Here is a 25,144-nt window from a genome sequence, read left to right as displayed (position 1 = left end):
CTCCGATTGCTCTCTGTGTCGAACGTGACATATGCCCCTTCCGCAGCGGCCTCAAGGGATGAGATTGCCATGCCCCAGACCTTCGACCTGATCCTCAAAGGCGGCATCGTCGTGAATCACGACGGACGCGTGGAGCGCGACATCGGCGTGCGCGGCGGGCGCATCGCCGCCATCGGCGACCTGTCTCATGCCTTCGCCGCGCGGGAGATCGACTGTCGGGGCCTCCATATCCTGCCGGGCGTCATCGACACGCAGGTGCATTTCCGCGAGCCCGGCCTCGACCACAAGGAGGATCTCGAATCGGGCTCCCGCGCGGCCGTCATGGGCGGCGTCACGGCGGTGTTCGAGATGCCCAACACCGACCCGCAGACCACGACCCCCGATGCGCTCGCCGACAAGGTCCGGCGCGGCCACCATCGCATGCATTGCGACTTCGCCTTCTGGGTGGGCGGCACGCATGAGAACGCGGGCGATGTGCCGGATCTGGAGCGCCTGCCGGGCGCTGTCGGCATCAAGGTGTTCATGGGCTCGTCCACCGGCTCGCTTCTCGTCGAGGACGACGAGGGCATCGCCAGAATCCTAAGCCGCACCCGCCGCCGCGCCGCCTTCCATTCCGAGGACGAGGCGATGCTGCGTGAGCGGAAAGGTCTGCGCGTCGAGGGCGATCCTGGCTCGCATCCCGTGTGGCGCTCGGCCGAAGTGGCGCTCGCCTGCACCCAGCGCCTCGTGCGCATCGCTCAGCAAACCGGCGCGCGCATCCACGTGCTCCACATCACCACCGCCGAGGAAATGGCCCTGTTGAAGGAGCACAAGGACCTCGTGTCGGTGGAGGTGACGCCGCATCACCTGACGCTCGCAGGCCCCGAGGACTACGAGCGGCTGGGCACCTACATCCAGATGAACCCGCCCGTGCGCGACGAGCTGCATCGCGCCGCGATCTGGCAGGGGCTTGACGAGGGCATCGCCGACATCCTCGGCTCCGACCACGCGCCGCACACGCGCGATGAAAAGGACATGACCTATCCGAACACGCCCTCCGGCATGACCGGCGTGCAGACGCTTGTGCCGATCATGCTCGACCACGTGAATGCAAGCCGCCTCACGCTCGAGCGCTTCGTCGACATGACGAGCGCCGGCCCCAAGCGCCTGTTCGGCATTGCCGGCAAGGGCCGCATCGCCGTGGGCTACGACGCGGATTTCACCGTGGTCGATCTGAAGCGCACGGAGACGATCACCAACGACTGGATCGCCTCGAAGTCGCAGTGGACCCCCTATGACGGCAAGAAGGTGACAGGCTGGCCCGTCGGCACGGTCGTGCGCGGCAACGTGGTGATGTGGGACGGTTCGCTCGAGACGCCGTCGCAGGGCGAGGTGGTGCGGTTCGAGGAGACGCTGCGCTCGTGAAGGAGCACTGCTCCTGCGGACGCCAAGTCACTGTCATTCCGGGGCCGCGTAGCGGAGCCCGGAAGCCATAAACGCTGACGGCATCAAAGAGGGCGCTACGGGCGCCGCAGAATCCTTGCGAGAAACGTTGTGGTTATGGGTTCCGGGCTCTCGTTGGCACTCGCCCCCGGATGACAAAGCGTTGTGCTACTTCACCCAAGCCATGCTTTGCAGCACGACACGGTCGCCGTCCGGATCCTCGAACGTCATGCCGTCGCGGTCCCAGTACGGATTGAAAGAGGGGACGGAGGAATAACCGTTGACCCTCATCCGCTCGACGGCGGCTTCCCATTCGGCACGATCGGGCAGATAGAAGACGAGCAGGTTGTCCTGAGTCGGCGCTCGCCCGGCTTTCAAGTCGTGATAGTACGTAAATGCGAGATGCCACGGCGCCTGTGGGTGGCCCAGGAGCCGGCCGGAGAACCTGTCCCGATCATCGAAAGCCGCAATAAGCTCGAAGCCAAGACCGTTCTGGTAGAAGCGAATCACCTCGTCGAGGCGAACCGTGGGTCTGACGACGCGCAGCTTGACGTCCGCCTCAATGCTTGAGCGACATCGCCATGGAGAACGCCCCCGTGCGGATCTTGTCCGGCAGGGTGGCGGCGTATTCCGCAACGGCATCCTCGCCATAGGTGGCGACGAGTTCCGTGAACGCCGCGAAGAGGGCTGCCTGGGCCATGCAATCGCCGTCGAGCCCGTCGAGCTCCGCCTCGGCGAAGGCCTCGGTCACATAGCTCAGGGCCGCCTGCTTGAGGGCGATGAGGTTGGGCGATTCGTCGAGAAGGACGTCGTTGTCGTTCATGATCCAGGCCCCTTTGAGGGGCGGTGCGAGTTCGGTTGAATCATTCTTAGACGTCGCGCCGACCCACCGCCAGCATCACCTTGCAAGGAGGTTAACGCGAGAGGGCGGTGCTCGAAAAATGTGGATAAGAGGCACCATTGCAACACCGGCCTTGGCATGCGGGTCTCATGAATAACCGACCTCATCCTGAGGAGCCGCGCAGCGGCGTCTCGAAGGAGGATCCAGTGAGCACGGGAGACGCCTCGTCCTACGAGACGGTCGCTCCGTGACCTCCTCAGGATGAGGCTGCGGACGAGATCGATCCTTGCTCCCGGTCAGCCGCCGTAGCGCCCGGTGATGCTGCGGGCAAGCTGCTCTCCTTCGGCCAGGAAGCGCACCGAGGCTTCCTGCGCGGAGGGCGTGCAGACCCGGTAGGTGAGGGCATAGGCCTGATAGCCCTTGTTGTAGGCGCCGGCGAGACGCTCCCGCCGTCCCGGCGTCGAGCCCTCGGCCTCAAGCAGAATCTGCATGCGCCGGCCCCATTCCGCGGCATCGGGCGCGCTGCAGAGGGGGCGCAGCATGGCCAGCGATCCCATGATCTCGGCGAGCCGCAGCAGTTCCTTCTCGTAGGGCGCAGGCGGCGGCTCGACCGCGGGCGCGGGTTCCGCCTGCTGCTGGGGTGGCTGTTGAGGCTGCTGCTGTTGAGGAGCCGGGCGCTGCGATTGAGGCCTTCGCTGCTGCGGCTGCTGCTGTTGCGGGGCCGGCTGCTGGCGATATTGGGGCGGTGGACGATACTGAGGCTGCGGCCGGTATTGTGGCGGAACCCCTGGCTGCTGGCCCGGAGGAGGCCCGAACAGCCGATCGAAAAAGCCCTGAGCCGAAGCAGGAGCAGGCATAGCCAGCAGCATCGCGCCCAGGGCGAGGCTCAACCCGGCGTGCTTCATGGAGCGGACTCCTTCCGGGCGATCCTGAAGGCCTCCTCCAGAATTCCGGCAAGTCCTGCCGTCAGCGGCAGATCGGCGATGTCCCGTTCCGTGACCCAACGGATTTCCTTTGCTTCCGGACCTGTCTGGGGTTCGCCCGAAGCCCAGCGGGCCGCATGGGCGGCGATGACGACATGATGCCTTATATGGCCTTTCTCATCCCTTTCAATGAATTCGACCGGGGCGATCAGGCGGATAAGCTTGGCCTCAACCCCCACTTCCTCGCGAAGTTCCCGCAGGGCTGCCTCGGCGAGCGTCTCGCCCACCTCCACCATGCCGCCGGGCAGCGAAAACAGCCCCTCGCTCGGCGGCTTGCCCCTGGCGGCGAGCAGGATGCGTCCCTCGCGGATCACCGCCACCGAGGCGGCGAGAACGGGACGGGCGGGGTAGAAGCGGTCGCTGGTCATGGAGAATGCTTTTGCTCGGCCGCGACATAGCGCGCCCGCGGGCGGATGAGGGTCGCCTGGCTGCGCTGCTCGATGGCGTGGGCGAGCCACCCGGCCGTGCGCCCGACGGCAAAGAGCGTAAAGGCAGCGCCCACCGGCAGTCCATAGGCCCGCTCCATCATGACGAGAGCCACGTCGATGCTGGGCGGGCCGCCGGAGGCATCCGCGATCACCCGCAGGGTCGTGGCGTCCGAGGCGAGCAGCGGAACGTTCTCCAGGAGGGCCGCGGCCCGGGGATCGCCCTCCGGATAGAGGCGATGGTGGGTGCCGGTGTGGGGTGCTGTTCCGGGAACGTCCAGAAAGGCCCGAATCCGCTCGGTCATGCCCCCGTGATAGGGGCCGCTCAGGGCCGCGAGACCCGCGATCACCGCATTGCGCAGGGACGCGCCGGTCGATGCCGTGACCCGCACCGCGAAGGCCGAGGAGCTGAGCTCGTGGTCGGCGCACAGAACGAGCGCGCGCCGGATTGCCTCGGCAGCCTGCGGCGGGGCTTTCCAGGCCGAGGCCAGGTGACGGTGGATGGGTGCGGTGCCGGGATCGGCGCCGCTCGCGGCTGCTGCCGTCAGGCGCAGGATCGCCACCACCTCGGCCGCCCTGGTTTCTCTCGCGACAGGCTCGGACAGGAGGCGGATGGCCTGCGCCACGAAGGCATGCGGCCCGAAGGCAGGGGCCGGCAGGGGAAGCGGTATTCGGGAGGGGTGGTTGAAGGTGTCCTTGTCGAGGGCGCCGATCAGGAGGTGCGCAACGTCCTCGAAGGCAGCAGTGCGGGCAAGGGCGATGGCGTCCTGGCCGCGATAGAAGAGGCGACCATCCCTGATCTGGGTGATTCCCGTCTCCAGCACGGGCAGGCCCCAGTCGAGGGCGGTCGCGGCCGCGACCGTCGGGCGCCGGAAGCGCGCCTTGCGCTCCACCAGGGCTTCCACATCGTCCACGGCATAGAGGCGCTGGCGCGGGTCGTGCGGCGAGGCGAAGGAGCGGATCAGGCCGCGGCTCACATAGGCATAGAGGCTCGCCCGGCTGATGCCGAGGCGGGACGAAGCCTCTTCGGCCGAGGTGAGGTCGAGGGATGCGGCGCCCATATGTTGATATGTTGATTCAAGATTGACGGATCTGCAAGCGCGGCGCGATGCTCCCCCGCAAAGGAGAACATTCATGACGATCGGACTGGACGACGTGGTGGCCGCCGAGACCAGCTTAAGCCATGTGGACGGCGAGGCGGGCCGCCTGATCATCGCCGGGCATGACCTGGAAGAGCTGGCCGGCCGGGCGAGCTTCGAGGACGTGGTGGCGATGCTCTGGGGCGGCCTCGTTCCCGACGCCGAGGTCGACCCGAAGGCTCTCCTGAGCGCAGCCCGGCAGAGGGCTTACGCCCATCTCGCGCCTCTCGCCCCGCAGCTTGCCGGCCTCACCCCCGTGGAGGGCATGCGGCTGCTGCTCGCGAGCCTGCCCGATGAGGAGAGGGATCATGCGCCTCTTGCCGTTGGAGCTGCGGGCGTTGCGGCCGCCATGGCGGTGCGGGGCGCCCGGGGCCTCGCGCCGGTCGCGCCCGACTCGCTGCTGGGTCACGCGGCAGACATCCTGCGCATGATGCGCGATGCGCCGGTCTCGGCCGAGGCGGCGAAAGGCCTCGACACCTATCTCGTGACGGTGATCGACCATGGTCTCAATGCCTCCACCTTCACGGCCAGGGTGGTCGCCTCGACGCAGGCCGGCATCCTGTCGTCCGTGGTGGCGGGGCTCTGCGCCCTCAAAGGGCCGCTCCATGGCGGCGCGCCGGGCCCGGTGCTCGACATGCTCGACGCCATAGGCTCGGTCGAGAATGCGGAGGCCTGGCTCGACGACGCCATGTCGCGGGGCGAGCGTCTCATGGGCTTCGGCCACCGCATCTACCGGGTGCGCGACCCGCGGGCGGATGTGCTCAAAGCCGCGGTCGGAAAGCTGAAGGGGAGGGACAATCGCATCGCCTTCGCGGAAGCCGTCGAGGCCACGGCCCTGAAGGTCCTGGAGCGCCGCAAGCCCGGACGGCGGCTCGACACCAACGTGGAGTTCTACACCGCCATCCTGCTCGATGCCCTCGGCGTCCCCCGCGAGGGCTTTACGCCCCTGTTCGCAGCGGGCCGCACGGCGGGTTGGGTGGCCCATGCCATCGAGCAGGGCCGCCTAGGCCGCATCATCCGGCCGCAATCGCGCTATGTGGGGGCCTGGCCCGCGCAGGCGGCGTGATGACGTCCTATGGCCCTCGCCGAAGAAGAAAGACGCCCCGTCAAATCAGCATATGCCTTTCAGGGCCTGTGGAGACAGTGGATAGCGGGAGCAACCCGCAATTCGGTCTTTGGGAAGGAAAACCTGTCACAGATCCCGGAGTTTGCTGCTCAACGGGGCGTGATGGCAAAGGAGAGGCGCGATGGGACGCCGCTACTTCTACCACATGACGGATGGAATGGCCTTGATCGTGGACAGGCAAGGTCGTCGGTCCCGGTCGAGGAAGCAGGTCGAGCCCGAGGCGCTTTGCTGCGCCCGGCAGCTCATGCAGGAAGCCCCGCCTCAGGTCGATTGGTCGGAGTGGCAGGTCAGCGTTCATGACCACGATGGCTATGCGGTGGCGCATCTGCCGTTCCCAGCAAACCAAGCCTGATCAGGGCAGCCGCTCCATGGCCCCCGGATCTCCCCGGATGCCGATCAGCCGCCGGCGATGGTCTTCCAGTTCTCGTCCTTCCGGCCGTTGAAGAACACGTCCCGCTCCCGCTTGGACATCTTCAGGATGGCTCTGGCTCGGTTTCGATGAGCCCCATCCCTCGTTTGGCGTATGCATCGGGAGGCTTGTCCATGCGTTTCCTGAACTAGGCAGCCTCTCGGGCAGTCAAACGAAAGGTATCACGCATGAAAAGTCTTGTTTTCGTCCTAGCACTTGCCGCCACTCCCGCAGCCGCGCAGGCCGAGCGCGTTACGCTGCGCAGCCTTCACGTCCTTTGCTCGACACCGGCCACGGCAAACCAACTGAGCGAATTGCGCGGCAACAGCAGCGCTTGGAGGGCACAGGTCAAATCGGAAACCGCCCAGAAGCACTGCACGCTCTTGCCAGGAGCCACGAACGTATGGGTGGAGAGGCGCTCCGGGACCCTGACATGCGTCAAAGGCGATGACATGCCCAACTGCGGATGGACTGTGCTCGATGCGGCCGGATAGCTCCGCAGGTCCAAGAAAGGCAAAAAATCGTTCTTAAGAGCTTTCCGGCAGGCCCGGTGTGCGACAATCGCCTCGACCGTGGAGGAGGCAAGGTGAATACGATCCACCAATCCCCAGATCAGGTGCTCACGGGTTGGCCGTTGGGCTCGGAGATGGGGGTAATGTCGCGGGAGTAGGTCATCGGGAGGGTATGGCGGGGAGGGGTGAACAAGAAAAAGGCCGCGCCCGACCCTTGCAGATGCTGAGCGCGGCCCCCGGCCCGTAGATGCCCCTACGGCAGGTATTAACTTAATATTAACCTTGGCGGGAATGCGACCTCGCTCAAAAATTATTGTGCCATTCCGTGGGAACCAATTAGCAGCGGGATCGTTTATGTCCCTCTGGTCCACACTTGCCCCTACGGATCAGGCACTTCGGGGCGCCCCTCGCGGGCGCTCTTTCTTTGTCGGCAACGCCGTAGGCCCGATAGCTTGTCATGGCTGGCCGAGGAGGGGCTTACCGCCTCCTGCAGCCGGCGCATGGTCTCCATGATCGCCTCGGCCGCCTTCTGACCCCGGATGCTTACAAGCCCCGGTCAACGGTTTTCCCGTTCTCTCGCCCTTCGGCCGTTGAAGAATACGCCCCGCCGCTCCCTGGACGTCTTGAGAATGGCCCGAGATTCGGTCCTAATCCGCCATTCCTCCGACCAGGTGCTGACGGGTTGGTCGGTGAGTTCGGAGGCGGCTGTGGCATCGCGGGAGCAGGTCATATCCTCCGATGCCACGCACTGTATCCGCTTACGGTTTCCATGGCGGCTTATCGGTAGCTATCGGCAGCCTGGGATGATCGGAATGGATCCGCATCGGCTGGTCCATCCTCGCTTGGGTATCTCTCCCCGGAGGATCTTACGTAAACGAGGACTGCGACAAAGAGGGCGAACAAGCTGCCGATAAAGGGCATGCTGATAAGGGAGATGGCCACTCCATAAGGCCAGAGCAGGGCGCAGCCGATGAGACCGCCGATCAAAGCCGCCACAGGATAAACGATCACCATGCTGCATCTCGCCTTAAGGGGTACTCCGGTCGCACCGTACAACAATTTGCGGCGCATGGAAGTTCTATGGCCTGGGCTCAAGCAGCAGGTCATGGGGATGGTATAGCGGGCAGAGGTGAAGAGACCCTTATCCTGGAGAACTGCTTGTTCGGCCTCCTGAACTGCCGGATACTGTCCTGTGTGGCCCATTCATTTGGGCATGACGGAGGGTTCTGAGATGGCCTCTGCGATTGAGATCAGGCGGTTCGACACTCCCGACCAACTTCTCGACATGAAAGATCACGGCCGAATTTCCATCATCAGGATGGCTGACGGCACAGCCGGCATGCACGCCGTCTTCGAACCGGGGTGGACGTGGGAAGCCGACGAGAAGCCGCTGCTTGGGTCTCCCGACTCATGCCCTATGCGCCACACAGGCTACTGTATCGGCGGCAAGCTTGTGGTTCGCATGGTCGATACGGGCATCGAGACCCGCATCGGCGCGGGTGACTTCTTCGAGATCCCGCCCGGGCACGATGCATATGTTGAAGGCAGCGAGCGGGCGGAACTGATTTTGTTCGCGCCGCCTGAACACCAGCACTGACGCGCCACTCAGCTATGCCGATCGCGACTTGACCTGATGGGCAATGTCTACGAGCGGCGCTGAGAGCGGCTGCTCAAGCAACTCGCTGTACATGGTCCGCAGATTTGTGGTGATACGCTCTCGGGTGCTCGCCTGGATCTCGGACCACAGCTCGTCATCCCTCCATGCGTGAGGAACCACAAAAAGCTCTCCGCTTTGCCAGTCCCCGACGGTCTCATCCAGCATGGCCTACCTCCGACATGCTCTCTTCAGAGCTTGGCAAAAGAACTGCTCCCGTCGGCTGTCGTTCCCCCGAGCCCATCACTTATTGTAACTTATGTTAATGATCCGAGCCGAAGCGCGCAATGTGACCACTGAGACGCCGTGGGAGGAGGTCACGCGGCCTTTGTCGCTGGGAACTCGAGCACCTGAGCATGTTCAGGACTCTTCAGGGCCTGCAGGACCTCAAGGACCCTCATGGGCGCGAGCGGTGGGATGAAGACCGCGTTCGCGGACGGCTTGTCTGCCGGGTCCAACGACGAGAGCAGAAGCGCGGGCCGGGCCGGGTGATGCTCATGGTACTCATCAGCCAGGATCCATCCGCATACGAGCCCTGGGAGGCTTACCCGGCTCACGAGCCAGTCGATCTCCCGGCCTTGGTGGCAAAGGATCAGCAAGGCCTGATCTCCGGTGGGTGTGGCTATGACGTCATAGCCGCCTGCCTGAAGAAGCTGAGCCAGAAGCTCGCGGGCGAGTGAATCATCTTCGACAACAAGGACTGTGGCCTTGGAACGGGAAGCGGAGACCATTCTGGTTTCCTCCAGATGATGCTCGAGTCTCCGCCTGATCGAATTAACGCCGTCTTAATCGAACGGACCTTTTCGAGGGATCGTCCCAAAGTGTCGTTGTGGTGTCGCGGGAGCAGGTCATGAGGAGGGGAGAACTGGGCATTGAGAAGAGAGCATTGCTTCAGCTTCTCCTTCGGGGCTGTCTTGAACAGTCGCCGCCTGCTCATCCCCGCTCCCTTTCCGGAGAGACGGAGGCGCGGCCTGCCGTGGTCATGCGGCAATAGCCCGGCGCGATGCTTCCTATTGCGGCGGCTCGTCCGGCCGCTGCGCGAGGCAGGGGTCGAGGACGATGAAGTCCGGGTTCGGGCGGCTGTAGCCGCCGGCCACCGTCACCACGTCGCCGACCTTCATGTCGTTGGTCTGGTAGGTGACGCAGAGCACCTTCGGGTCGGGAGCGTTGCCGCACAGGCCGAGATAAGCCAGCGTGCCGTCGAAATGCACGAGGGCGAGGGGACCCGTGACGCTGAAATCCACGCGGGTCGCGCCGGTCTCGCGATCGTTGGTCAGCTCCCGCACCTCATGGCACTGCGCCTGATAGGAGGGCTGCATGTCCGGATCGGCGAAGGGGTTTCTCTCAAGGCTTTCCTGGCTCCACGCCCCCGCCGTCGAACCGAGCATCAGCGAGGCGGCGAGGAGGCTCTGCGCGTGTTGTCGGGACAGCCGCAGGGGCATGGACCACCTCAGACGTGCTGGCCGCCGTTGATGTGGAGCTCCGCGCCGGTCACGTAGGAGCTTGTCTCGGTGCACAGGAAATAGATCGCCTTGGCCACCTCGTCCGGGGTGCCCAGCCGCCGCATGGGGAGCTGCTCCACGATCTTCTCCGTGCCGGGCGACAGGATCGCGGTGTCGATCTCGCCCGGCGAGATGGCGTTCACGCGCACGCCCAGCGGCCCGAAATCGGCCGCCATCTCGCGGGTCAGCGATGCGAGCGCCGCCTTGGAGGTGGCATAGGCCGCGCCCGCGAAGGGGTGGACGCGCGAGCCCGCGATGGAGGTCACGTTCACTACCGACCCCTTGGCCTTGGTGAGCTCGTCCTGCAGGCCGCGGGCCAGCATGATCGAGGCGAAGAAGTTGACCTGGAACACCCGCAGCCAGTCCTCGTAGCGGGTGTCGAGGGTGCCCATCCGGGAGCCGCCTTCGCCCTTGGGCGAAATGCCCGCATTGTTCACGAGCGCGTGCAGGCAGCCGCCCTCGGCGGCAAGGCGCTCCTTCACTTCCGCGATGGCGCGGCGGGTGTCCTGCGCATCCGCCAGATCGACCTGCAGGTGATCCTCAGGCCCCATCTCCCATGGGCAGTTCTCGGGAAACCCGTGCCGCGAGCAGGTGATCACCCGCCACCCGGCCGCGGAGAAGCGCTTGACCGTGGCATGCCCGATGCCGCGGCTCGCGCCGGTGAGCAGCATGATGCGGCGGGAATTGCTGGGCGAAGAGGACATGAACATCTCTCGTAAGCGGGGCAGATCCTTATCCCGGTTCACAGCCGGGGTCCATGGGATCAGGGATAAAGCCGCACCTTCCGCCAGCCCTCGCCGTCCCGGGTGAAGACGACCCGGTCGTGCAGCCGGAACGGCTTGTCCTGCCAGAACTCGATTGTACTCGGCGCGATCCGGAAGCCCGTCCAGTGGGGCGGGCGCGGGATCTCGCCCACGGCGAATTTGGCGGTGTTGAGGGCCACGGCCTTCTCCAGGGCGAAGCGGCTCTCGAGCGGGCGCGACTGCTGGCTCGCCCAGGCGCCGATGCGGCTGTCCCGGGGGCGGCTCTGGAAATAGGCGTCGGCCTCCTGTTCGCTCACCAGCGTCACAGGGCCGCGGGCGCGCACCTGCCGGCGCAGGCTCTTCCAGTGCAGCACGAGGGCGGCCTTCCCCTGGCCCAGGAGTTCGCGGCCCTTGTTGGATTCCGTGTTGGTGTAGAAGACGAAGCCATTCTCGTCGGCCGCTTTGAGCAGCACCATGCGGACGTTCGGCAACCCGGTCTCGTCCACCGTGGCAAGCGCCATGGCGTTGGGGTCGTTCGGCTCCGAGGTCTCCGCCTCCTTCATCCAGGCCTGGAAGAGGTCGAAGGGCTCGTCCGACTCCGTGAAGTCACCAGTTATTAACCCGCTCACTGTTTTATCTCGTTCTGTGACTTTTGGTTCTGGGGGACCCAACGCGTGACGTGGATCAATCCGCGCCGTTATAGATCAGATGCCGGGATCAGCGAAATGCTGAAAGTGCTCACGGCTGGGCTGATTGCCCTGTCCACGAGCGCCTGCGGCATGTCCCTTGGGCTGTCGGCCCTCGACGAGGACGGACCCAAGGCAACCGGCGCCATCGCGACCAGGAGCGACGTCACCCTCTCGGCCGATCTGGATGAGGAAGACTGGCGGCGGGCCAAGGCGGCGCTGGCCGTCGCCCTCGACCCGCAGGGACCCGGCACCCAGGTTTCCTGGGACAACCCGGCGACCGCCCGCAAGGGCACGTTCACTCCGGTCGGGGCGCCCTTCGTGAAGAACGACGAGATCTGCCGCGCCTTCTCGGCCCATCTGAGCGGCCCGTCCACGGCTGCCCTTCAGGGCACGGCCTGCCGGCCCTCGGGGAGCGAATGGGTGCTCAAGGAGGTCAAGCCGCTGAAGGCTACGGCCAAAGTCTAGCCGCTGCCGGTTCAGTCGTTGCAAAGGGGCAACACTTTGCCCATATGACCGTCAAACCAGTGAGCTTCCAGGCTCTTCTCCCGACGGTTCAGGATTCCACATGCGCAACCCCTATGAAGTCCTGGGTGTGTCCCGCTCTGCGAGCGAAGCGGACATCAAGAAGGCGTTCCGCAAGCTCGCCAAGACCTATCATCCGGACAGCAACACGAACGACCCCAAGGCCAAGGACAAGTTCGCGGAGGCGAACTCGGCCTATGAGATCCTGGGCGACGCGGCCAAGCGGGCCCAGTTCGACCGGGGCGAGATCGACGCCGAAGGCAAGCCGCGCTTCCAGGGCTTCGAGGGCTTCGGCGGCGGCCGCGGCGGGGCCGGGGCGGAGGGATTCGCCGGCTTCGGCGGAGGCAATCCCTTCGGCGGGCGGCGCAGCAAGAGCGGTTTCGGCGCCGATCCGGGCGAGGACTTCTTCTCCCAGATCTTCGAGAACGCCTTCCGATCCGGTGGCGAAAGCCCGCGCCAGACCCGCGGCCGTCCCCGGCAGCAGAAGGGCGAGGACGTCGAGGCCACGCTCACGGTCACCCTGGAGGAAATCGCCGCCGAGGCGAAGAAGCGGGTCAAGCTCCCCACCGGCCGCGACGTGGACGTGGTCATCCCCAAGGGCGTCGCCGACGGCCAGGTGATCCGCCTGCGCGGCTTAGGAACGGGCGCTCCCGGAATCGATCCGGGCGATGCGCTGCTGACCATCGCGTTCGCGCCTCATGAGCGCTTCACCCCCGAAGGCTCCAACCTGCGGCTGCGGCTGCCGATCGAGATAGAGGAGGCGATCCTCGGCGGGTCGGTGCGCGTGCCCACCCTGACCGGCACGGTGGAGATGAAGATTCCGCCCCTGACCAATTCCGGCCGCACCTTCCGCCTGCGCGGCAGGGGGCTGCCGGGTAAGACCGGCCCTGGCGACCTCTTCGTGAGCACGGAGATCAGATTGCCCGAGATCGTGGACGAGGACCTGATGGAGTATGCCCGCAGGCGCCTCTCGGCGAAGGCCAAGTAGGGGCAGGCCCTCGGCTGAGTGTTTGGTCATCTCCTGTGTAACCCTCCACTGTCATTCCGGGCTCGCCTCCGGCGCCCCGGAATGACAGTGGCTTGCAGCTTCTCCAACTGGGATCGCCGGCCCTGTGCCGGCGATCCCGCGATGAGAATGCCAAGAGGGCTTCCCCGTGGTCGCCGGGTCGGCTAAAGAGGCCGTTCTTATTTAAACTATCCAGCGACGATCTAGGTGAACCATGGCGGAGACAAAGGCTGGCATTCTGGCCGGCAAGCGCGGCTTGATCATGGGCGTGGCGAACAACCGTTCCATCGCCTGGGGCATTGCGCAGGCGGCCCGCCAGCACGGGGCCGAACTCGCCTTCACCTATCAGGGAGACGCCCTGAAGAAGCGGGTCGAGCCCTTGGCGAAGGAGCTTGATGCGGCGGTCGTCGGCCATTGCGACGTGACGGACGGCGCCACCATCGACGCGGTGTTCGATGAAGTGAAGCGCCTCTGGGGCTCCCTCGACTTCGTGGTCCACTGCATCGCCTTCTCGGACAAGGACGAGCTGACGGGCCGCTATGTGGAGACCTCGGAAGGCAACTTCACCAAGTCGCTGCTGATCTCCTGCTATTCCTTCACGGCCATCGCCCAGCGCGCCGAGAAGCTGATGAACGAGGGCGGCTCGCTGCTCACGCTCACCTATTACGGCGCCGAGAAGTGGATGCCGCACTACAACGTCATGGGCGTGGCGAAGGCGGCCCTCGAGGCCTCCGTGCGCTATCTGGCGGCCGATCTCGGGCCGAAGAACATCCGCGTCAACGCCATCTCGGCGGGCCCTATCAAGACGCTGGCGGCGTCGGGCATCGGCGACTTCCGCTACATTCTCAAGTGGAACGAGTACAACTCGCCGCTGCGCCGCACGGTCACCATCGAGGAGGTCGGCGAGACGGCCGCCTATCTCGTGTCCGACATGTCCCGCGGCATGACCGGCGAGATCCTGCACGTGGATGCGGGCTACCACGTGGTCGGCATGAAGAACCCGGAAGCCCCGGACCTCTCCCTCGACAAAGACTGACTCCAGTAACGCGTAACCGGACCTGAAGCCGTGACCCCGTCCCGCCCCACGATCTACTTCATTCGCCATGGCGAGACGGACTGGAACCTCGAAGGCCGGCTCCAAGGGCAGAAGGACATCCCGCTCAACGATGTGGGCCGCGTCCAGGCCGAGGAGGCGGCCCGCCGCCTCCGGGCGCTGGCGCCCCTTGTGGAGGACCTCGCCTATATCGCGAGTCCCATGACCCGCACCCGCGAGACCATGGAGATCCTGCGGGGGACCCTGGGGCTCCATCCGGAATCCTACAGGCTGGACGAGCGCCTCGTGGAGCTGACCTTCGGCGTCTGGGAGGGCATGACCTGGAAGGAAGTCCGCAGGGCCGAGCCGTCCATGGCAGCTCTGCGTGAGCAGGACAAGTGGAACTACGCTCCGCCCGGCGGCGGCGAGAGCTACGCCATGCTGGTCGAGCGCATCCGTCCGTTCCTCGACGACCTGACCCGCGACACGGTGGTGGTGGCCCACGGCGGCGTCGCCCGCGCGTTTCTCGCCATCGCCTGCGGCGTGAACGCCCGTCAGGCGGCCAGCCTGGACATCTGGCAGGGGCGGGTGCTCGTGATCGAGGGGCGCAACCACCGCTGGGTGTAGCTGGCTTCAACAATGGCCAACGTGACGGAGCATGCGATGGCCGATCTGTACCCATCTCTCGACCCTTACAAAACGGGCATGCTCGACGTGGAGGATGGGCACCGCCTCTACTGGGAGGCCTGCGGCAATCCTCATGGCAAGACGGCTCTCGTTCTTCACGGCGGTCCTGGTTCCGGCTGCACGGTGAATGCGCGCCGATACTTTGATCCGAGGAAGTACCGCATCATTCTCTTCGACCAGCGCGGAAGCGGTCGGAGCCAACCTCATGCGAGCAACCCAGGGATCGATCTCTCCACGAATACGACCTCTCACCTGCTCGCCGACATCGAGCGGCTGCGTGAGCATCTCGGCATTGAGCGTTGGCTGATTCTCGGCGGCTCTTGGGGATCGACCCTGGCGCTCGCCTACGCCCAGCAGCATGGGGAGCGGGTGACCGAACTGGTGCTGTTCAGCATTGCCACCACCACACCGTCGGAGATCGATTGGATCACCCGCGGGGTAGGGGCTTTCTTCCCCGAAGCCTGGAGCCGATTCCGCGATGGCGTTCCTGAAGAGGAACGAAACGGCAGCCTGGTCGATGCCTATCACCGCCTGCTCATGCATCCGGATCCCGCCGTTCACGACAAGGCGGCGAGGGACTGGTGCGACTGGGAGATGGCCATCGTCGCAGTCCATCCCGGTCACAAGCCCCACCCTCGCTACGAGGACCCTGCCTTTCGGCTGGGCTTTGCGCGACTCGTGACCCACTACTGGCGGCATGCAGCATGGCTCGAAGACGGAGCACTGCTGCGGAACATGGGGCGGCTGTCCACTATCCCCAGTATTCTTATCCACGGTCGGCTGGACATCGGCGGGCCCCTCATCACGCCATGGACGCTTCATCGGCATTGGCCGGGCAGCGAACTCGTGATCGTCAGCGAGGCCGGACACGATGCGCGCGATCCGGGCATGACGGAGAGCATCGTGGCCGCAACGGATCGGTTCGCCTGAGTTGCGTCATTACAGCCGAGTGTGACTGACAACCATCGCCGCGCTCCCGCGTTGAAGAATATGCAATACATCTGCGACGCTCCGGGCTCGACGACCTGGTTTCTCATCGAAACCGAAGGGGAGGCCGCGCTCGAATCCGATGCCATGCGTCATGCGGTCGAGAAGCACTTCCATCAGGCTTGGGCGGCGGCCGAACAGAGCTACCGGTCGGCATCGAGTTCCTTCGTTGAGAGGAACATCGGCCTCAAGGCCCATGTGCAGCGCGTCATGCCGCTGTTCCTCACCCTACGCGATGCGGAGGGGCAGGCGCTCGTCACCGCCATGCTGCCGCCGGGCGGGCGCCATGAGACGAGCTTCAGGATCATCGTCGTCGGGCCTGAAAACCGGGATCCGTACCCTGAACATGGCGACGCCATCGAGGCGCTGGGCGACCATTACGGCCTGACGCTTGATCGTGCCCGTTGCTATCCCTACAGGTGAAGCTCTCCCTGGCATTCTCTGTGTGATGGACGACACGCCCGGCCATTCTGGTTCAGACCCCGCCCTGTCATCCCCGGGCTCGTCCCGGGGATCCACGCCTTGTCTTGCTCTGACCTCATCCTGAGGAGGTCGCTTAAGCGACCGTCTCGAAGGATCTTCCAGAGGGCCCTGGAACCTCCTTCGAGACGCAGCCTCACGGCTGCTCCTCAGGATGAGGACGGAGGAGAGAGGGGAGCGGTGTAACGTTCTCACTTTGTCCTTGACAGTTCTGCTAAGCTCAGCTATATCATTGCACATCCTCGCCCGACGAGGGGCGCGCTCGCGAGGCGTCGCAAGAGTGGGACGGGGAGCGGTCCTGCCGCAGGTCGCGCACGCCTGTGCTCGCGGGTGGCCGATCTGGCATGCCTCCAGGTCCGCTGAAACAAACCGCGCGTGACGAGCAGTTCGGCTCTCACTTCCCACCACAACCATCGAGCCGGGCTGCACAACGCGCCACCCTCGATCAACCTTCAGGCTCGCAGCTCAGGCTGCGGGCCCGAAGGCGCTGGCTCTTTGACATCGATCCATCCCCGGCTGGCGTGACACCGGGGCGCTTTGGTTCTAAGACGCCGTAAACCCTGAAGAAGCGCCATGTCCCACAACACCTTCGGTCACCTGTTCCGCGTCACCACCTTCGGCGAAAGCCACGGGCCGGCCCTCGGCTGCGTGGTCGATGGCTGTCCGCCCATGATCCCCCTTGAGGTTGCCGAGATCCAGGCGGAGCTCGACCGGCGCCGGCCGGGTCAGTCCCGCTTTACCACCCAGCGCCAGGAGCCGGATCAGGTGAAGATCCTCTCGGGCGTCTTCATGGACGAGCGGACCGGGCAGCAGGTGACCACCGGCACGCCGATTGCGCTCCTGATCGAGAACGTGGACCAGCGCTCCAAGGATTACTCCGAGATCAAGAACTCCTACCGTCCGGGGCATGCGGATTTCACCTATGATGTGAAGTACGGCATCCGCGACTATCGCGGCGGCGGCCGCTCCTCCGCCCGCGAGACGGCGGCCCGCGTGGCAGCCGGTGCGGTGGCCCGCAAGGTGCTCGCCGGTGTCACTATCCGCGGCGCCCTGGTGCAGATGGGGCCGCACGCCATAGACCGGGGCAACTGGGATTGGGACGAGGTGTCCCGTAACCCGTTCTTCTGCCCCGACGCGAAGGCGGCCGGGTTCTACGAGGAGTATCTCGACGGCCTGCGCAAGGCCGGCTCCTCCATCGGGGCCGTCATCGAGATCGTGGCCGAGGGCGTGCCGCCGGGCCTCGGCGCGCCGATTTACGGCAAGCTCGATTCCGATCTCGCCTCCGCGCTCATGTCGATCAATGCGGTCAAGGGCGTGGAGATCGGCGACGGCTTTGCGGCGGCGGCCCTGAGGGGGGAGGAGAACGCCGACGAGATGCGCCCCGGCAATGGCGGTGTGCCCACCTTCCTGTCGAACCATGCCGGCGGCGTCCTCGGGGGCATCTCGACGGGCCAGCCTGTGGTCTGTCGCTTCGCCGTGAAGCCCACCTCCTCGATCCTCACGCCCCGCGCCAGCGTCACCCGCTCCGGGGCTGAGGCCGAGGTGATGACCAAGGGCCGCCACGACCCTTGCGTCGGCATCCGGGCGGTGCCGGTGGGCGAGGCCATGGTCGCCTGCGTGCTCGCCGACCACGTTCTCCGTCACCGGGGGCAGGTGGGGCAGAGCGCGGCCTGGCCGTTCGAGGTGTGAGGCGCCAAAAGCCCTCCTCCCCCTTGTGGGGAGGAGTTGGAGGTGGGGGTGTTGGCGCAGGACTGGTTCAAGGTGGGCGCTCACACCCCCACCCCGGCCGCTACGCGGCCACCCCTCCCCACAAGGGGGAGGGAGAAGTGCTGCCCCCTTCAGGAAGCAGATAGTTTTGCAAGGGCAGCCATGCAGATTTTAGTTTTACTAAAATCTCGCCTTCGGCTAAGTCCATCACCATGAAACTGGCTGAGTGGCTCACCCGCAATGGCGTGTCGCGCGTGGAATTCGCGCGGCGGATCGGCGTCACGCCCGGCGCCATCACCCAGATGTGCAACTCCGAACAGGCCTGGCTGTCCCGGGACACGGCGGACCTGATCGCCCGTGAAACCCGTGGCGCCGTCACGCCGAACGACTTCCTGCCCCCGGCCGCCAAGGAGGCCCTGATGCCCAATTCCGTCACCGATGCCATCGAGGCTTTCGCTCGCGGTGAAATCGTCATCGTCACGGATGACGACGACCGCGAGAACGAAGGCGACCTCATCGTTGCCGCCTCTCTCTGCACCCCGGAGAAGATGGCCTTCATCATCCGCAACACCTGCGGCATCGTCTGCGCACCCCTGACCGCCGCGGAGGCCCGCCGCCTGCGTCTCGATCCGATGGTGGCCTCGAACGATGCGCCCCTCGGCACCGCGTTTACGGTCACTGTCGACGTGAAGCACGGCCTGACCACAGGCATTTCCGCCGAGCAGCGCTCGAACACGGTGCGGGCGCTGGCCAACAACAACATGGGGGCGGCCGATTTCGTCCGGCCCGGCCACGTCTTCCCGCTCATCGCCAAGGACGGCGGGGTGCTCATGCGCTCGGGCCACACGGAGGCCGCCGTCGATCTGTGCAAGCTCGCGGATCTGCCGCCGGTGGGCGTGATATGCGAACTGGCCAACGACGACGGCACGGTGATGAAGGGCCGGCAGATCGATGCCTTTGCCGAGACGCACAACCTCAGGCGCATCTCGGTTGCGGACCTGATCGCCTATCGTCAGGCGCGGGAAAAGCTCGTCGAGCGCATCGCCACCTTCCCGGTGGAAACCCAGTGGGGCTCGTTCACCGGCTATGCCTATTCCACGCCCTTCGACAGCGTGCAGCACATCGCTCTCGTCCATGGCCGCATCGGCGACGGCGCCAACATCCCCGTGCGCCTGCACCGGGCCAATGCGCTCACCGACGTATTCGAAGGCGGGAAAGCAGTGAACGCTTCCCTGCAGCGCTTCGTGAAGGAGGGCAGGGGCGTGCTCGTCTACCTGCGCGACGGCACGGCGGGGGTGCCGATCACGTCTTTCGCCGAAACGGAGGAGACGGAATCGGAGGCCATGCGCTCGAGCCAGTGGCGTGAGATCGGCCTCGGCGCCCAGATCCTGAAGGATCTCGGTGTTGTGTCCATCCGCAACCTCGCCACATCGAGCCGCTCCTATGTGGGCCTCTCCGGCTTCGGCATCGAGCTTCTGGGTCAGGAGCCGATCGAGGGGTGAGGCAAGCGTCAGAACCTCCGCACGTCATCACCGGCCTTGTGCCGGTGATCCCGATTACGACGTGCAGAGTGCTTGTCAGCATCGGGATGCCGGGACAAGCCCGGCCATGACGCATGTGATACCCGATACTTCGCTTACGCCCCCGTCTCGCGCCCCATGAGCGCATCGAGGTGAAAGGCCGCTGACTTGGCGAGGCCCTCCAAGTCGTAGCCGCCTTCGAGAACCGACACGATGCGCTGGCCGCAATGGCGGTCGGCGAGATCCATGAGCTTCTGCGTCGCCCAGGCGAAGTCCGATTCCGTGAGGTTCAGGCTTGCGAGCGGGTCGCGCCAATGGGCATCGAAACCCGCCGAGATGATGATGAGGTCGGGCGCGAAGCTGTCGATGCGCGGCGCGATGACGGTTTCCACGGCCTCGCGGAAGGCTTCGCTTCCGTCACCGGCGTTCAGGGGCGCGTTGACGATGGTGCCGTGCTCGCCCGTCTCGGAGAGGGCGCCGGTGCCGGGATAGAGCGGCGCCTCGTGGGTCGAGCAGTAGAGCACGGTTTCGTCCGACCAGAAGACGTCCTGCGTGCCGTTGCCGTGATGCACGTCCCAGTCGAAGATCGCCACGCGCTCGGCACCGTGCTTCTTCTGCGCATGGCGGGCCGCGATCGCAGCGTTGTTGAAGAAGCAGAAACCCATGGCCCTGATGCGTTCGGCATGATGCCCCGGCGGGCGCATGGCCACGAAGGCGTTCCTCACCTTGCCGGCCATCACCTCGTCGACGGCCAACACCGCGCCGCCGGCGCCCCGCAGAGCGGCCTCGTAGGTGCCGGGCGACATCACCGTATCCTCGTCGATCCGGACCAGTCCTTCCCGAGGGCTCATGTCGCGCAGACGGAGGATGTGGTCCTCCGGGTGGGCGAGGGCGAGGCTCTCCATCTCGGCCATCGGCGCCTGCTCGCGGACGAGCGATGTGAACCGTTCCTTTTCGAGGGCACGCTCGATGGCGCGGATCCGGTCGGGACGTTCGGGATGGCCGAAAGGCGTCTGGTGGTCGAGGCAGGCCGGGTGGGCGATGTAGAGCGTGGACATGGATTGTTCTTGAGCAGGGACCACTGCGAATGTCGCAGCGTCATATGGATCTGTCGATGTTGTTGCGATGCAACACCTTCCCAAGCGGAGCCGTGCCATGGTGTGTTTCGATTCGACTTGACGACCTCGCAGTCTATAAGCCGGACCGAACCCCCTTCATCTCAGTTCCGCTGAGTCTTCAGAGCTTTGCACAATGCGCCTTTTTAGTCTGCCTCTCCTTTTGGCAATGATGACGGCCCTGGCCGGCTGCAACTACCAGGGCGTTCCCGACCCGCAGGTTTCGGCGCGGGATGCCGAATGGATGGCGCAGATCCCGAAGGCGGATGAAGACCCGCGCTTCGGCCGCTACATCATCGACGATCCGACCGGCGAGGCGCCGGGCACCATCGTGGTGGATACGAAGGAGCGCCAGCTCTATCTCGTGCAGCCCAACAGGAAGGCGATCCGCTACGGCGTGGCGGTCGGCGACGAAGCCTATGGCTGGACCGGTACGTCCACCATCGCCCGCAAGGCGGAGTGGCCGGACTGGAATCCGCCGCCCGAGATGAAGGCACGCTGGCCGCATGTTCAATATACCAAGGGCGGTCCGACCAACCCGCTCGGGGCCCGCGCGCTCTATCTCTACGAGGGCAACAAGGACACCCTCTACCGCATCCACGGCACCAACGAGCCGGAGAAGATCGGCTTCGCCGTGTCCTCGGGCTGCATCCGAATGCGCAACATCGACGTGGTCGATCTCTACAACCGCGTGCCGGTGAACACGAAGGTCATCGTTCGCTAAGGCCGCGCACAGCCGGCATCCGACAGCAAAAGAGCGCCCGAAGGGGCGCTCTTGATGTTCGGCTTACTGGCCCAGCAAGGCTTCCTTGCGCAGGAAGGCCGGAAGCTCGGAGACCTTCGGGCGCTTCTGCTGCAGCTTGGCGGCCTGGACGGCCGCGGCGAGAGCCGGCAGGGCGACGTCCTTGAAGGCCGGAATGGACTGGGCGGCGTTCTGTTGGTCTGAACGGCCTTCACGGCCTGAAGCGTGCTGGGTCATGGATCCTCTCTGATAAATGCAGGCTGTTTCGACAACCTGCCTTCATGATCTCCAGGGCTGTGACCGCTTTGGGGCAGACCGGTGATCATGTGTTGGCTTGGCTGCAGATGCATGCCTCAAGGTGAATCAACTCTTAACGGCGCAGTATCCCAGCAACCCGAGGCGGGAATACTTACTGTCCTGTCGTTGCGGCACATGAGGGCGTTCTATAGAGACGCTTCTTCACAAGCTGTGCGCAGCCACACCTTTTGCAAAGCTCTCGCCGTCCCTCAAACCCATCTCGTAGGCCTTGCGGATCCCGGCCGGGTTGGTGATGTCGAACTGTCCGATCGGAATGGGCTCAGAGGGCTGGACATAGGTGCGGCCCTTCACCGTGGGATAGGCCCGGTAGAGCCGGGAGAGAATCACGAGGGTCTTGCCGCCCCGCTCCTCGACCGGAAGCAGAGGCTCCGTCGGCACGTTGTCGACGAGGCCGCCATCAAGGGCCGCCATGCCGCCGATCCGGCCGACCGGCATGAAGGGCGGCACGCTGGCGCTGGCCATCAGGACCGCCGAGAGTTCCGCCGGGGACGCAAGATCCTGCACGCGTACGAATTCCGGGCGAAAGCCCAGGACGCGGCCTCCTTTGGGGTGGACCGGCGCGCGCCATTTCTTTTCGATCTGGTAGGTGGCGATGCCCAGCGGAACGGCGAGCGGCAGGGGCAGGCGACGGGGCTTGCGGGCAAGGCCGATGAGGACGCCGGGGCCCTGCTTCAGCTGTTCCAGGGCCGTCTCGTCGATGATGTTCTCGATCAGGCTGCGATACATGAGCGAGACGGGCCAGGGGGAGCCTTCGCTGCGCCAGGCGCGCCATTCGAAGTTGCGTCGCCCGAGGCTGCAGCCTTCAGCCACCATCTCGTTGACCTTACGGCCGAGGCCGAGGAGGCTGTAGCAGGCCGACCAGGCCCCCGCGCTCACGCCGACCACGATTTCCGGCTTCAATCCGAGCAGCGGCGCTGCGGCTTCCCAGAAGCCTCCCTGCCAGTAGCAGCGGTTGCCGCCGCCCGCGAATGCCACCGCATCGAACATTGGTTTCCCTACCGCTGTTTGGCGGGCAAAGAATCCTCGTCAGCGCGCGCCCGATCGCGCCAGGCCAGAACGATCCGTTCCAGCTCGACGAGATCCGGCGCCGGGAGCGTTCCGAGGGTCCGCATCACATAGGAGCGCTGCGCCGCAATTCCCTGATCGGCAAGGTCGCGCCCCTTCGGTGTGAGGTAGAGGGCGTTGGAGCGCCGGTCGCCCGGGATTGCGCGCCGCTCCACGAGGCCCGCCTCGACCATGCGGTCGAGCAGGCCCGAGACATTGCCCTTCGTCACATAGAGCCGTTCCGCCAGCTTCTGCTGGCTCAAGCCCTCGCGCTCCGTGAGGGTGGACAGCAGGTCGAACTGGGGGATCGACAGGCCGAGCGCCTTCAATTCCGCCGCCACAGCATTGGTTGCCCGCCGGTTCAGGCGGATGATCCGGAACCAGATCCGCAGAGGATCGGCAGCTTCATTTTCGGTGGAGGCGGAGGAGGGGGGCGACAAGGGTTCGGACTCCGGGTACTGGGCGGATAGTTTACATTGAAACCATTCCCGCCGTCATCTTCTTTGGGATGAGCAGGCCTGAATGTGCAGCTTTCTAGACTATCTTTGGAACCTGAAGCCAAGCTTCGCTTTTCTCCACACCTACCCGGTCACCGATCAACGGCTGAAAGCTTTGGAAAAACAGGTCCCGTCCCGTCCCGGCGAACCGCTTCTCGATCAAGAGCAGTGGCGCGCGCTCAAAGAGATTTGTAAGACCACCTGATGCGCCGCCTCATCATCGAAGAACCTTATTCGCGGCCGGCGAAGTGGTCGCCCACGCTGGCATGGTTCGCGCTTGCCGTAACCGTCCTGGTCGTGCTGCTGATCCGCTTCGGCCGGATCGATTATCAATCCGGCTTCATCGCCCTGGGAGCGGGCATCGCGATCGCTCTCGTGGCGGTTCTGTGCGCGCTCGCCGGCTTCGTCCGCATCTGGCAGGAAGGGCGGCGCGGCTTAGGAAGCGCGATCAAGGGCTTGATCGTCGCGATGCTGGTTCTCGCCTATCCGGGCTTCATGGCGCTCAAGGCCGTCACCCTGCCGGCAATCACCGATGTGACCACCGACACGGACGACCCGCCGGGCTTCTCGCGCTCCCGGGCGGCGCTGGAGGCGCGGGGCGGGCGCGTTCCTCCTGACATGCCGCCGGAAGTCAGGGAGATGCAGCGTGCCTCCTACGTTCAGATCGCGCCTCTGACCCTCGACATCGGTCCCGAGGAGGCCTTCGCCATCGTGCGCAAGGCGGCCGAGAATCTCGGATGGCGCGTGATCGAAGCCGTGCCTCCGGGCGGCCGCATTGGTCTCGGACGCCTGGAGGCGGTCGACCGGTCGCTGGTTCTCAGGGTGCCCTACGACATCACGGTTCGAGTCCGCCCGCGTGTCGACGGCACGCGCATCGATATCCGCTCGGCCTCCCGTTTCGGCAATCACGATCTGGGCGTCAACGCTGATCATGTCCGCGACTTTCTCGAAGAGGCCTCGAACCTGGCGATCGCCGTGCGCTGATCAGACGGCGTGGTACTCACTGTCGAGAGCAGGAAGACCGTCGGCCGCGACCTGTCCCTTGGCGACCAGATCTTCCAGATGAGCAAAGACCGACAGCCCTGCGGCACCGACGAGGGCCGGATTCAGGCCCTGATAGATCGCCGCGACGATTTCCGGAATCGTCCGGTCGCCGGCCCTCAGCCGGTTGAGGATCGAGGCTTCGCGCTGGCGGCGATGATGAAGGAGCGCACGCACGAAGCGCTGCGGCTCCTGCACCGGACCGCCATGGCCCGGCCAGTAGAGGGTTTCCTCCCGGCCCCTGAGCTTGTCGAGGGAGGCCATGAACTCGCTCATGGAGCCGTCGGGCGGAGCAACCACGGTGGTGGACCAGGCCATCACGTGATCGCCGGAGAACAATGCCTTCTCCTCGGGCAGCGCGAAGGCGAGGTGGTTGGCCATGTGGCCGGGGGTGGCGAGAGCCTCGAGAGTCCAGCCGCGGCCCTCGATGACATCGCCTTCGTGCAGTTCCCGATCGGGCGCGTAGTCCTTGTCCGAGCTCGCCTCCAGCGTGTTGACCTCGCCGGAGAACAGGGGGCGGGCGCTGCGATGGGGAGCGCAGCCGACGATGGCTGCCCCCGTGGCGGCCTTGATGGCGGCGGCCGCCGGCGAGTGGTCCTTGTGGGTGTGGGTGACGAGGACGTGGGTCACGGTCTCGCCCCGCACGGCCTGGAGTAGCGCCTCCACATGATCCGGCAGGTCGGGTCCCGGATCGATGATGGCGACATTCCCGGTGCCGACGATGTAGCTGCAGGTGCCCGTAAAGGTGATGGGCCCTGGATTGCTGGCGACGATTCGGCGGACGAGCGGACTCACGCGGACGCATTCCCTGGACTGAGCCGGCGGGCGGGTGTCGAAGGTGAGGTCGTCTGCCATTGGAGGTCCTTCCAGCTTCAGTCGGGACATCTCCCGTTTCCTAGCGTTCGGCAATCCTCCCGCAAGCCATTTCCCGGCTTTGTCTTGGACTAAAGGGTGTCCACAGACCAGTCGAATGCTCAAGACGGCGGCTTGAGGCATGGGC

32 protein-coding genes are annotated in these 25,144 nt (G+C 65.3%); 15 read left to right on the top strand and 17 right to left on the bottom strand.

What is annotated here, in order from left to right; all coding sequences use genetic code 11:
• The first annotated feature begins 69 nt into the window (after positions 1-69).
• On the top strand, positions 70-1,404 hold the full coding sequence (locus tag AC0QTX_RS12825) for a dihydroorotase (protein WP_474604211.1): 1,335 nt from the start codon (positions 70-72) through the stop codon (positions 1,402-1,404).
• Between the two features lie 186 nt (positions 1,405-1,590).
• Here the strand turns inward: AC0QTX_RS12825 and AC0QTX_RS12820 are convergent, their stop codons facing one another.
• The 5 genes from AC0QTX_RS12820 to AC0QTX_RS12800 all read right to left on the bottom strand — a co-directional run bounded on the left by AC0QTX_RS12820 (position 1,591) and on the right by AC0QTX_RS12800 (position 4,732).
• Positions 1,591-1,968: a VOC family protein gene (locus AC0QTX_RS12820; RefSeq protein WP_474604236.1), complete on the bottom strand. Its 378-nt coding sequence runs from the start codon at positions 1,966-1,968 to the stop codon at positions 1,591-1,593.
• Positions 1,969-1,981: 13 nt separating this feature from the next.
• The gene (locus AC0QTX_RS12815; RefSeq protein ID WP_474604210.1) at positions 1,982-2,245 is read right to left on the bottom strand and encodes a hypothetical protein; all 264 of its coding nucleotides are present in this window, start codon (positions 2,243-2,245) and stop codon (positions 1,982-1,984) included.
• Positions 2,246-2,559: 314 nt separating this feature from the next.
• Entirely contained in the window at positions 2,560-3,168 is a 609-nt protein-coding gene (locus tag AC0QTX_RS12810; RefSeq protein ID WP_474604209.1) for a TIGR02301 family protein, read from the bottom strand.
• Complete coding sequence (locus AC0QTX_RS12805; protein ID WP_474604208.1) at positions 3,165-3,614, bottom strand: NUDIX hydrolase; 450 nt, start codon at positions 3,612-3,614, stop codon at positions 3,165-3,167. Before AC0QTX_RS12805 ends, AC0QTX_RS12810 begins: the two co-directional genes overlap by 4 nt.
• A complete protein-coding gene (locus tag AC0QTX_RS12800; RefSeq protein ID WP_474604207.1) occupies positions 3,611-4,732 on the bottom strand; it encodes a citrate synthase family protein in 1,122 nt (373 codons plus the stop codon). Before AC0QTX_RS12800 ends, AC0QTX_RS12805 begins: the two co-directional genes overlap by 4 nt.
• A 73-nt stretch (positions 4,733-4,805) precedes the next feature.
• Between AC0QTX_RS12800 and AC0QTX_RS12795 the strand changes: the two genes are divergently transcribed.
• Positions 4,806-5,876: a citrate synthase/methylcitrate synthase gene (locus AC0QTX_RS12795; RefSeq protein ID WP_474604206.1), complete on the top strand. Its 1,071-nt coding sequence runs from the start codon at positions 4,806-4,808 to the stop codon at positions 5,874-5,876.
• Between the two features lie 181 nt (positions 5,877-6,057).
• On the top strand, positions 6,058-6,288 hold the full coding sequence (locus AC0QTX_RS12790; protein ID WP_474604205.1) for a DUF6894 family protein: 231 nt from the start codon (positions 6,058-6,060) through the stop codon (positions 6,286-6,288).
• 325 nt (positions 6,289-6,613) lie between these two features.
• Here AC0QTX_RS12790 and AC0QTX_RS12785 read toward each other — a convergent pair whose 3' ends face one another.
• Together AC0QTX_RS12785 and AC0QTX_RS12780 are read right to left on the bottom strand one after the other, a co-directional pair.
• A complete protein-coding gene (locus AC0QTX_RS12785) occupies positions 6,614-6,949 on the bottom strand; it encodes a hypothetical protein (protein WP_474604204.1) in 336 nt (111 codons plus the stop codon).
• A 464-nt stretch (positions 6,950-7,413) separates the two neighbouring features.
• The gene (locus AC0QTX_RS12780) at positions 7,414-7,587 is read right to left on the bottom strand and encodes a DUF7696 family protein (RefSeq protein WP_474604235.1); all 174 of its coding nucleotides are present in this window, start codon (positions 7,585-7,587) and stop codon (positions 7,414-7,416) included.
• 501 nt (positions 7,588-8,088) lie between these two features.
• Between AC0QTX_RS12780 and AC0QTX_RS12775 the strand changes: the two genes are divergently transcribed.
• Entirely contained in the window at positions 8,089-8,454 is a 366-nt protein-coding gene (locus tag AC0QTX_RS12775; protein WP_474604203.1) for a cupin domain-containing protein, read from the top strand.
• Positions 8,455-8,466: 12 nt separating this feature from the next.
• On the opposite strand, the gene AC0QTX_RS12770 is transcribed toward AC0QTX_RS12775, so the two are convergent.
• The 5 genes from AC0QTX_RS12770 to pdxH all read right to left on the bottom strand — a co-directional run bounded on the left by AC0QTX_RS12770 (position 8,467) and on the right by pdxH (position 11,385).
• On the bottom strand, positions 8,467-8,679 hold the full coding sequence (locus tag AC0QTX_RS12770; protein WP_474604202.1) for a hypothetical protein: 213 nt from the start codon (positions 8,677-8,679) through the stop codon (positions 8,467-8,469).
• A gap of 149 nt (positions 8,680-8,828) precedes the next feature.
• On the bottom strand, positions 8,829-9,242 hold the full coding sequence (locus tag AC0QTX_RS12765; protein ID WP_474604201.1) for a response regulator: 414 nt from the start codon (positions 9,240-9,242) through the stop codon (positions 8,829-8,831).
• Between the two features lie 279 nt (positions 9,243-9,521).
• Positions 9,522-9,953, bottom strand: a complete 432-nt coding sequence (locus AC0QTX_RS12760) for a hypothetical protein (protein WP_474604200.1) — start codon at positions 9,951-9,953, stop codon at positions 9,522-9,524.
• A gap of 8 nt (positions 9,954-9,961) precedes the next feature.
• Entirely contained in the window at positions 9,962-10,717 is a 756-nt protein-coding gene (locus tag AC0QTX_RS12755) for an SDR family NAD(P)-dependent oxidoreductase (RefSeq protein ID WP_474604199.1), read from the bottom strand.
• 59 nt (positions 10,718-10,776) lie between these two features.
• Positions 10,777-11,385, bottom strand: a complete 609-nt coding sequence (gene pdxH, locus AC0QTX_RS12750) for a pyridoxamine 5'-phosphate oxidase (protein ID WP_474604198.1) — start codon at positions 11,383-11,385, stop codon at positions 10,777-10,779.
• A 96-nt stretch (positions 11,386-11,481) separates the two neighbouring features.
• Between pdxH and AC0QTX_RS12745 the strand changes: the two genes are divergently transcribed.
• The 8 genes from AC0QTX_RS12745 (at position 11,482) to ribB (ending at position 19,369) form a co-directional block, all read left to right on the top strand.
• Entirely contained in the window at positions 11,482-11,910 is a 429-nt protein-coding gene (locus AC0QTX_RS12745) for an RT0821/Lpp0805 family surface protein (RefSeq protein ID WP_474604197.1), read from the top strand.
• A 100-nt stretch (positions 11,911-12,010) separates the two neighbouring features.
• Positions 12,011-12,955 carry a DnaJ C-terminal domain-containing protein gene (locus tag AC0QTX_RS12740; RefSeq protein ID WP_474604196.1) on the top strand — a complete coding sequence of 315 codons (945 nt, stop codon included), beginning with the start codon at positions 12,011-12,013 and terminating at the stop codon, positions 12,953-12,955.
• 232 nt (positions 12,956-13,187) lie between these two features.
• Positions 13,188-14,009 (top strand): enoyl-ACP reductase FabI, encoded by an 822-nt coding sequence (gene fabI, locus AC0QTX_RS12735; RefSeq protein ID WP_474604195.1) that lies wholly within the window; start codon positions 13,188-13,190, stop codon positions 14,007-14,009.
• 30 nt (positions 14,010-14,039) lie between these two features.
• Positions 14,040-14,633, top strand: a complete 594-nt coding sequence (locus tag AC0QTX_RS12730; RefSeq protein ID WP_474604194.1) for a histidine phosphatase family protein — start codon at positions 14,040-14,042, stop codon at positions 14,631-14,633.
• A 36-nt stretch (positions 14,634-14,669) separates the two neighbouring features.
• On the top strand, positions 14,670-15,623 hold the full coding sequence (pip, locus tag AC0QTX_RS12725) for a prolyl aminopeptidase (RefSeq protein ID WP_474604193.1): 954 nt from the start codon (positions 14,670-14,672) through the stop codon (positions 15,621-15,623).
• A gap of 21 nt (positions 15,624-15,644) precedes the next feature.
• On the top strand, positions 15,645-16,103 hold the full coding sequence (locus AC0QTX_RS12720) for a hypothetical protein (protein ID WP_474604192.1): 459 nt from the start codon (positions 15,645-15,647) through the stop codon (positions 16,101-16,103).
• 630 nt (positions 16,104-16,733) lie between these two features.
• Positions 16,734-17,849, top strand: coding sequence for a chorismate synthase (aroC, locus tag AC0QTX_RS12715; protein ID WP_474604191.1), 1,116 nt, complete (start codon positions 16,734-16,736; stop codon positions 17,847-17,849).
• A gap of 230 nt (positions 17,850-18,079) precedes the next feature.
• Positions 18,080-19,369 carry a 3,4-dihydroxy-2-butanone-4-phosphate synthase gene (gene ribB, locus AC0QTX_RS12710; RefSeq protein WP_474604190.1) on the top strand — a complete coding sequence of 430 codons (1,290 nt, stop codon included), beginning with the start codon at positions 18,080-18,082 and terminating at the stop codon, positions 19,367-19,369.
• Between the two features lie 134 nt (positions 19,370-19,503).
• Here ribB and AC0QTX_RS12705 read toward each other — a convergent pair whose 3' ends face one another.
• A complete protein-coding gene (locus AC0QTX_RS12705; protein ID WP_474604189.1) occupies positions 19,504-20,445 on the bottom strand; it encodes a histone deacetylase family protein in 942 nt (313 codons plus the stop codon).
• A gap of 193 nt (positions 20,446-20,638) precedes the next feature.
• Between AC0QTX_RS12705 and AC0QTX_RS12700 the strand changes: the two genes are divergently transcribed.
• Positions 20,639-21,226 (top strand): L,D-transpeptidase, encoded by a 588-nt coding sequence (locus AC0QTX_RS12700; RefSeq protein WP_474604188.1) that lies wholly within the window; start codon positions 20,639-20,641, stop codon positions 21,224-21,226.
• Between the two features lie 63 nt (positions 21,227-21,289).
• Here AC0QTX_RS12700 and AC0QTX_RS12695 read toward each other — a convergent pair whose 3' ends face one another.
• From AC0QTX_RS12695 to AC0QTX_RS12685, 3 genes are all read right to left on the bottom strand, one after another.
• The gene (locus tag AC0QTX_RS12695) at positions 21,290-21,481 is read right to left on the bottom strand and encodes a hypothetical protein (protein ID WP_474604187.1); all 192 of its coding nucleotides are present in this window, start codon (positions 21,479-21,481) and stop codon (positions 21,290-21,292) included.
• Between the two features lie 222 nt (positions 21,482-21,703).
• Entirely contained in the window at positions 21,704-22,549 is an 846-nt protein-coding gene (locus tag AC0QTX_RS12690) for a patatin-like phospholipase family protein (protein ID WP_474604186.1), read from the bottom strand.
• Positions 22,550-22,557: 8 nt separating this feature from the next.
• Positions 22,558-23,046 carry a MarR family winged helix-turn-helix transcriptional regulator gene (locus AC0QTX_RS12685; RefSeq protein WP_474604185.1) on the bottom strand — a complete coding sequence of 163 codons (489 nt, stop codon included), beginning with the start codon at positions 23,044-23,046 and terminating at the stop codon, positions 22,558-22,560.
• Positions 23,047-23,128: 82 nt separating this feature from the next.
• On the opposite strand from AC0QTX_RS12685, the gene AC0QTX_RS12680 reads away from it, so the two are divergent.
• Together AC0QTX_RS12680 and AC0QTX_RS12675 are read left to right on the top strand one after the other, a co-directional pair.
• A complete protein-coding gene (locus tag AC0QTX_RS12680) occupies positions 23,129-23,308 on the top strand; it encodes a hypothetical protein (protein WP_474604184.1) in 180 nt (59 codons plus the stop codon).
• Complete coding sequence (locus AC0QTX_RS12675) at positions 23,308-24,087, top strand: DUF1499 domain-containing protein (protein WP_474604183.1); 780 nt, start codon at positions 23,308-23,310, stop codon at positions 24,085-24,087. The genes AC0QTX_RS12680 and AC0QTX_RS12675 overlap by 1 nt, the downstream gene beginning before the upstream one ends.
• On the opposite strand, the gene AC0QTX_RS12670 is transcribed toward AC0QTX_RS12675, so the two are convergent.
• Positions 24,088-25,029: an MBL fold metallo-hydrolase gene (locus AC0QTX_RS12670; protein WP_474604182.1), complete on the bottom strand. Its 942-nt coding sequence runs from the start codon at positions 25,027-25,029 to the stop codon at positions 24,088-24,090.
• Between the last annotated feature and the right edge of the window lie 115 nt (positions 25,030-25,144).

The sequence above is a fragment of the Microvirga sp. jy35 genome (genome assembly GCF_056148915.1).
This window is presented reverse-complemented; position numbering and strand designations above follow the sequence as displayed.

What these genes read in the sequence shown, in the direction of transcription:
- AC0QTX_RS12745 (WP_474604197.1), top strand. Translation starts at nt 11,482, where the DNA reads ATGCTGAAAGTGCTCACGGCTGGGCTGATTGCCCTGTCCACGAGCGCC.
- AC0QTX_RS12780 (WP_474604235.1), bottom strand. Translation starts at nt 7,587, where the DNA reads ATGACCTGCTCCCGCGATGCCACAGCCGCCTCCGAACTCACCGACCAA.
- AC0QTX_RS12755 (WP_474604199.1), bottom strand. Translation starts at nt 10,717, where the DNA reads ATGTCCTCTTCGCCCAGCAATTCCCGCCGCATCATGCTGCTCACCGGC.
- AC0QTX_RS12810 (WP_474604209.1), bottom strand. Translation starts at nt 3,168, where the DNA reads ATGAAGCACGCCGGGTTGAGCCTCGCCCTGGGCGCGATGCTGCTGGCT.
- AC0QTX_RS12705 (WP_474604189.1), bottom strand. Translation starts at nt 20,445, where the DNA reads ATGTCCACGCTCTACATCGCCCACCCGGCCTGCCTCGACCACCAGACG.
- AC0QTX_RS12765 (WP_474604201.1), bottom strand. Translation starts at nt 9,242, where the DNA reads ATGGTCTCCGCTTCCCGTTCCAAGGCCACAGTCCTTGTTGTCGAAGAT.
- AC0QTX_RS12815 (WP_474604210.1), bottom strand. Translation starts at nt 2,245, where the DNA reads ATGAACGACAACGACGTCCTTCTCGACGAATCGCCCAACCTCATCGCC.
- fabI (WP_474604195.1), top strand. Translation starts at nt 13,188, where the DNA reads ATGGCGGAGACAAAGGCTGGCATTCTGGCCGGCAAGCGCGGCTTGATC.
- AC0QTX_RS12740 (WP_474604196.1), top strand. Translation starts at nt 12,011, where the DNA reads ATGCGCAACCCCTATGAAGTCCTGGGTGTGTCCCGCTCTGCGAGCGAA.
- pip (WP_474604193.1), top strand. Translation starts at nt 14,670, where the DNA reads ATGGCCGATCTGTACCCATCTCTCGACCCTTACAAAACGGGCATGCTC.
- AC0QTX_RS12770 (WP_474604202.1), bottom strand. Translation starts at nt 8,679, where the DNA reads ATGCTGGATGAGACCGTCGGGGACTGGCAAAGCGGAGAGCTTTTTGTG.
- ribB (WP_474604190.1), top strand. Translation starts at nt 18,080, where the DNA reads ATGAAACTGGCTGAGTGGCTCACCCGCAATGGCGTGTCGCGCGTGGAA.
- AC0QTX_RS12680 (WP_474604184.1), top strand. Translation starts at nt 23,129, where the DNA reads ATGTGCAGCTTTCTAGACTATCTTTGGAACCTGAAGCCAAGCTTCGCT.
- AC0QTX_RS12795 (WP_474604206.1), top strand. Translation starts at nt 4,806, where the DNA reads ATGACGATCGGACTGGACGACGTGGTGGCCGCCGAGACCAGCTTAAGC.
- AC0QTX_RS12670 (WP_474604182.1), bottom strand. Translation starts at nt 25,029, where the DNA reads ATGTCCCGACTGAAGCTGGAAGGACCTCCAATGGCAGACGACCTCACC.
- AC0QTX_RS12790 (WP_474604205.1), top strand. Translation starts at nt 6,058, where the DNA reads ATGGGACGCCGCTACTTCTACCACATGACGGATGGAATGGCCTTGATC.
- AC0QTX_RS12805 (WP_474604208.1), bottom strand. Translation starts at nt 3,614, where the DNA reads ATGACCAGCGACCGCTTCTACCCCGCCCGTCCCGTTCTCGCCGCCTCG.
- AC0QTX_RS12800 (WP_474604207.1), bottom strand. Translation starts at nt 4,732, where the DNA reads ATGGGCGCCGCATCCCTCGACCTCACCTCGGCCGAAGAGGCTTCGTCC.
- AC0QTX_RS12690 (WP_474604186.1), bottom strand. Translation starts at nt 22,549, where the DNA reads ATGTTCGATGCGGTGGCATTCGCGGGCGGCGGCAACCGCTGCTACTGG.
- AC0QTX_RS12760 (WP_474604200.1), bottom strand. Translation starts at nt 9,953, where the DNA reads ATGCCCCTGCGGCTGTCCCGACAACACGCGCAGAGCCTCCTCGCCGCC.
- AC0QTX_RS12825 (WP_474604211.1), top strand. Translation starts at nt 70, where the DNA reads ATGCCCCAGACCTTCGACCTGATCCTCAAAGGCGGCATCGTCGTGAAT.
- aroC (WP_474604191.1), top strand. Translation starts at nt 16,734, where the DNA reads ATGTCCCACAACACCTTCGGTCACCTGTTCCGCGTCACCACCTTCGGC.
- AC0QTX_RS12775 (WP_474604203.1), top strand. Translation starts at nt 8,089, where the DNA reads ATGGCCTCTGCGATTGAGATCAGGCGGTTCGACACTCCCGACCAACTT.
- AC0QTX_RS12695 (WP_474604187.1), bottom strand. Translation starts at nt 21,481, where the DNA reads ATGACCCAGCACGCTTCAGGCCGTGAAGGCCGTTCAGACCAACAGAAC.
- AC0QTX_RS12700 (WP_474604188.1), top strand. Translation starts at nt 20,639, where the DNA reads ATGCGCCTTTTTAGTCTGCCTCTCCTTTTGGCAATGATGACGGCCCTG.
- AC0QTX_RS12675 (WP_474604183.1), top strand. Translation starts at nt 23,308, where the DNA reads ATGCGCCGCCTCATCATCGAAGAACCTTATTCGCGGCCGGCGAAGTGG.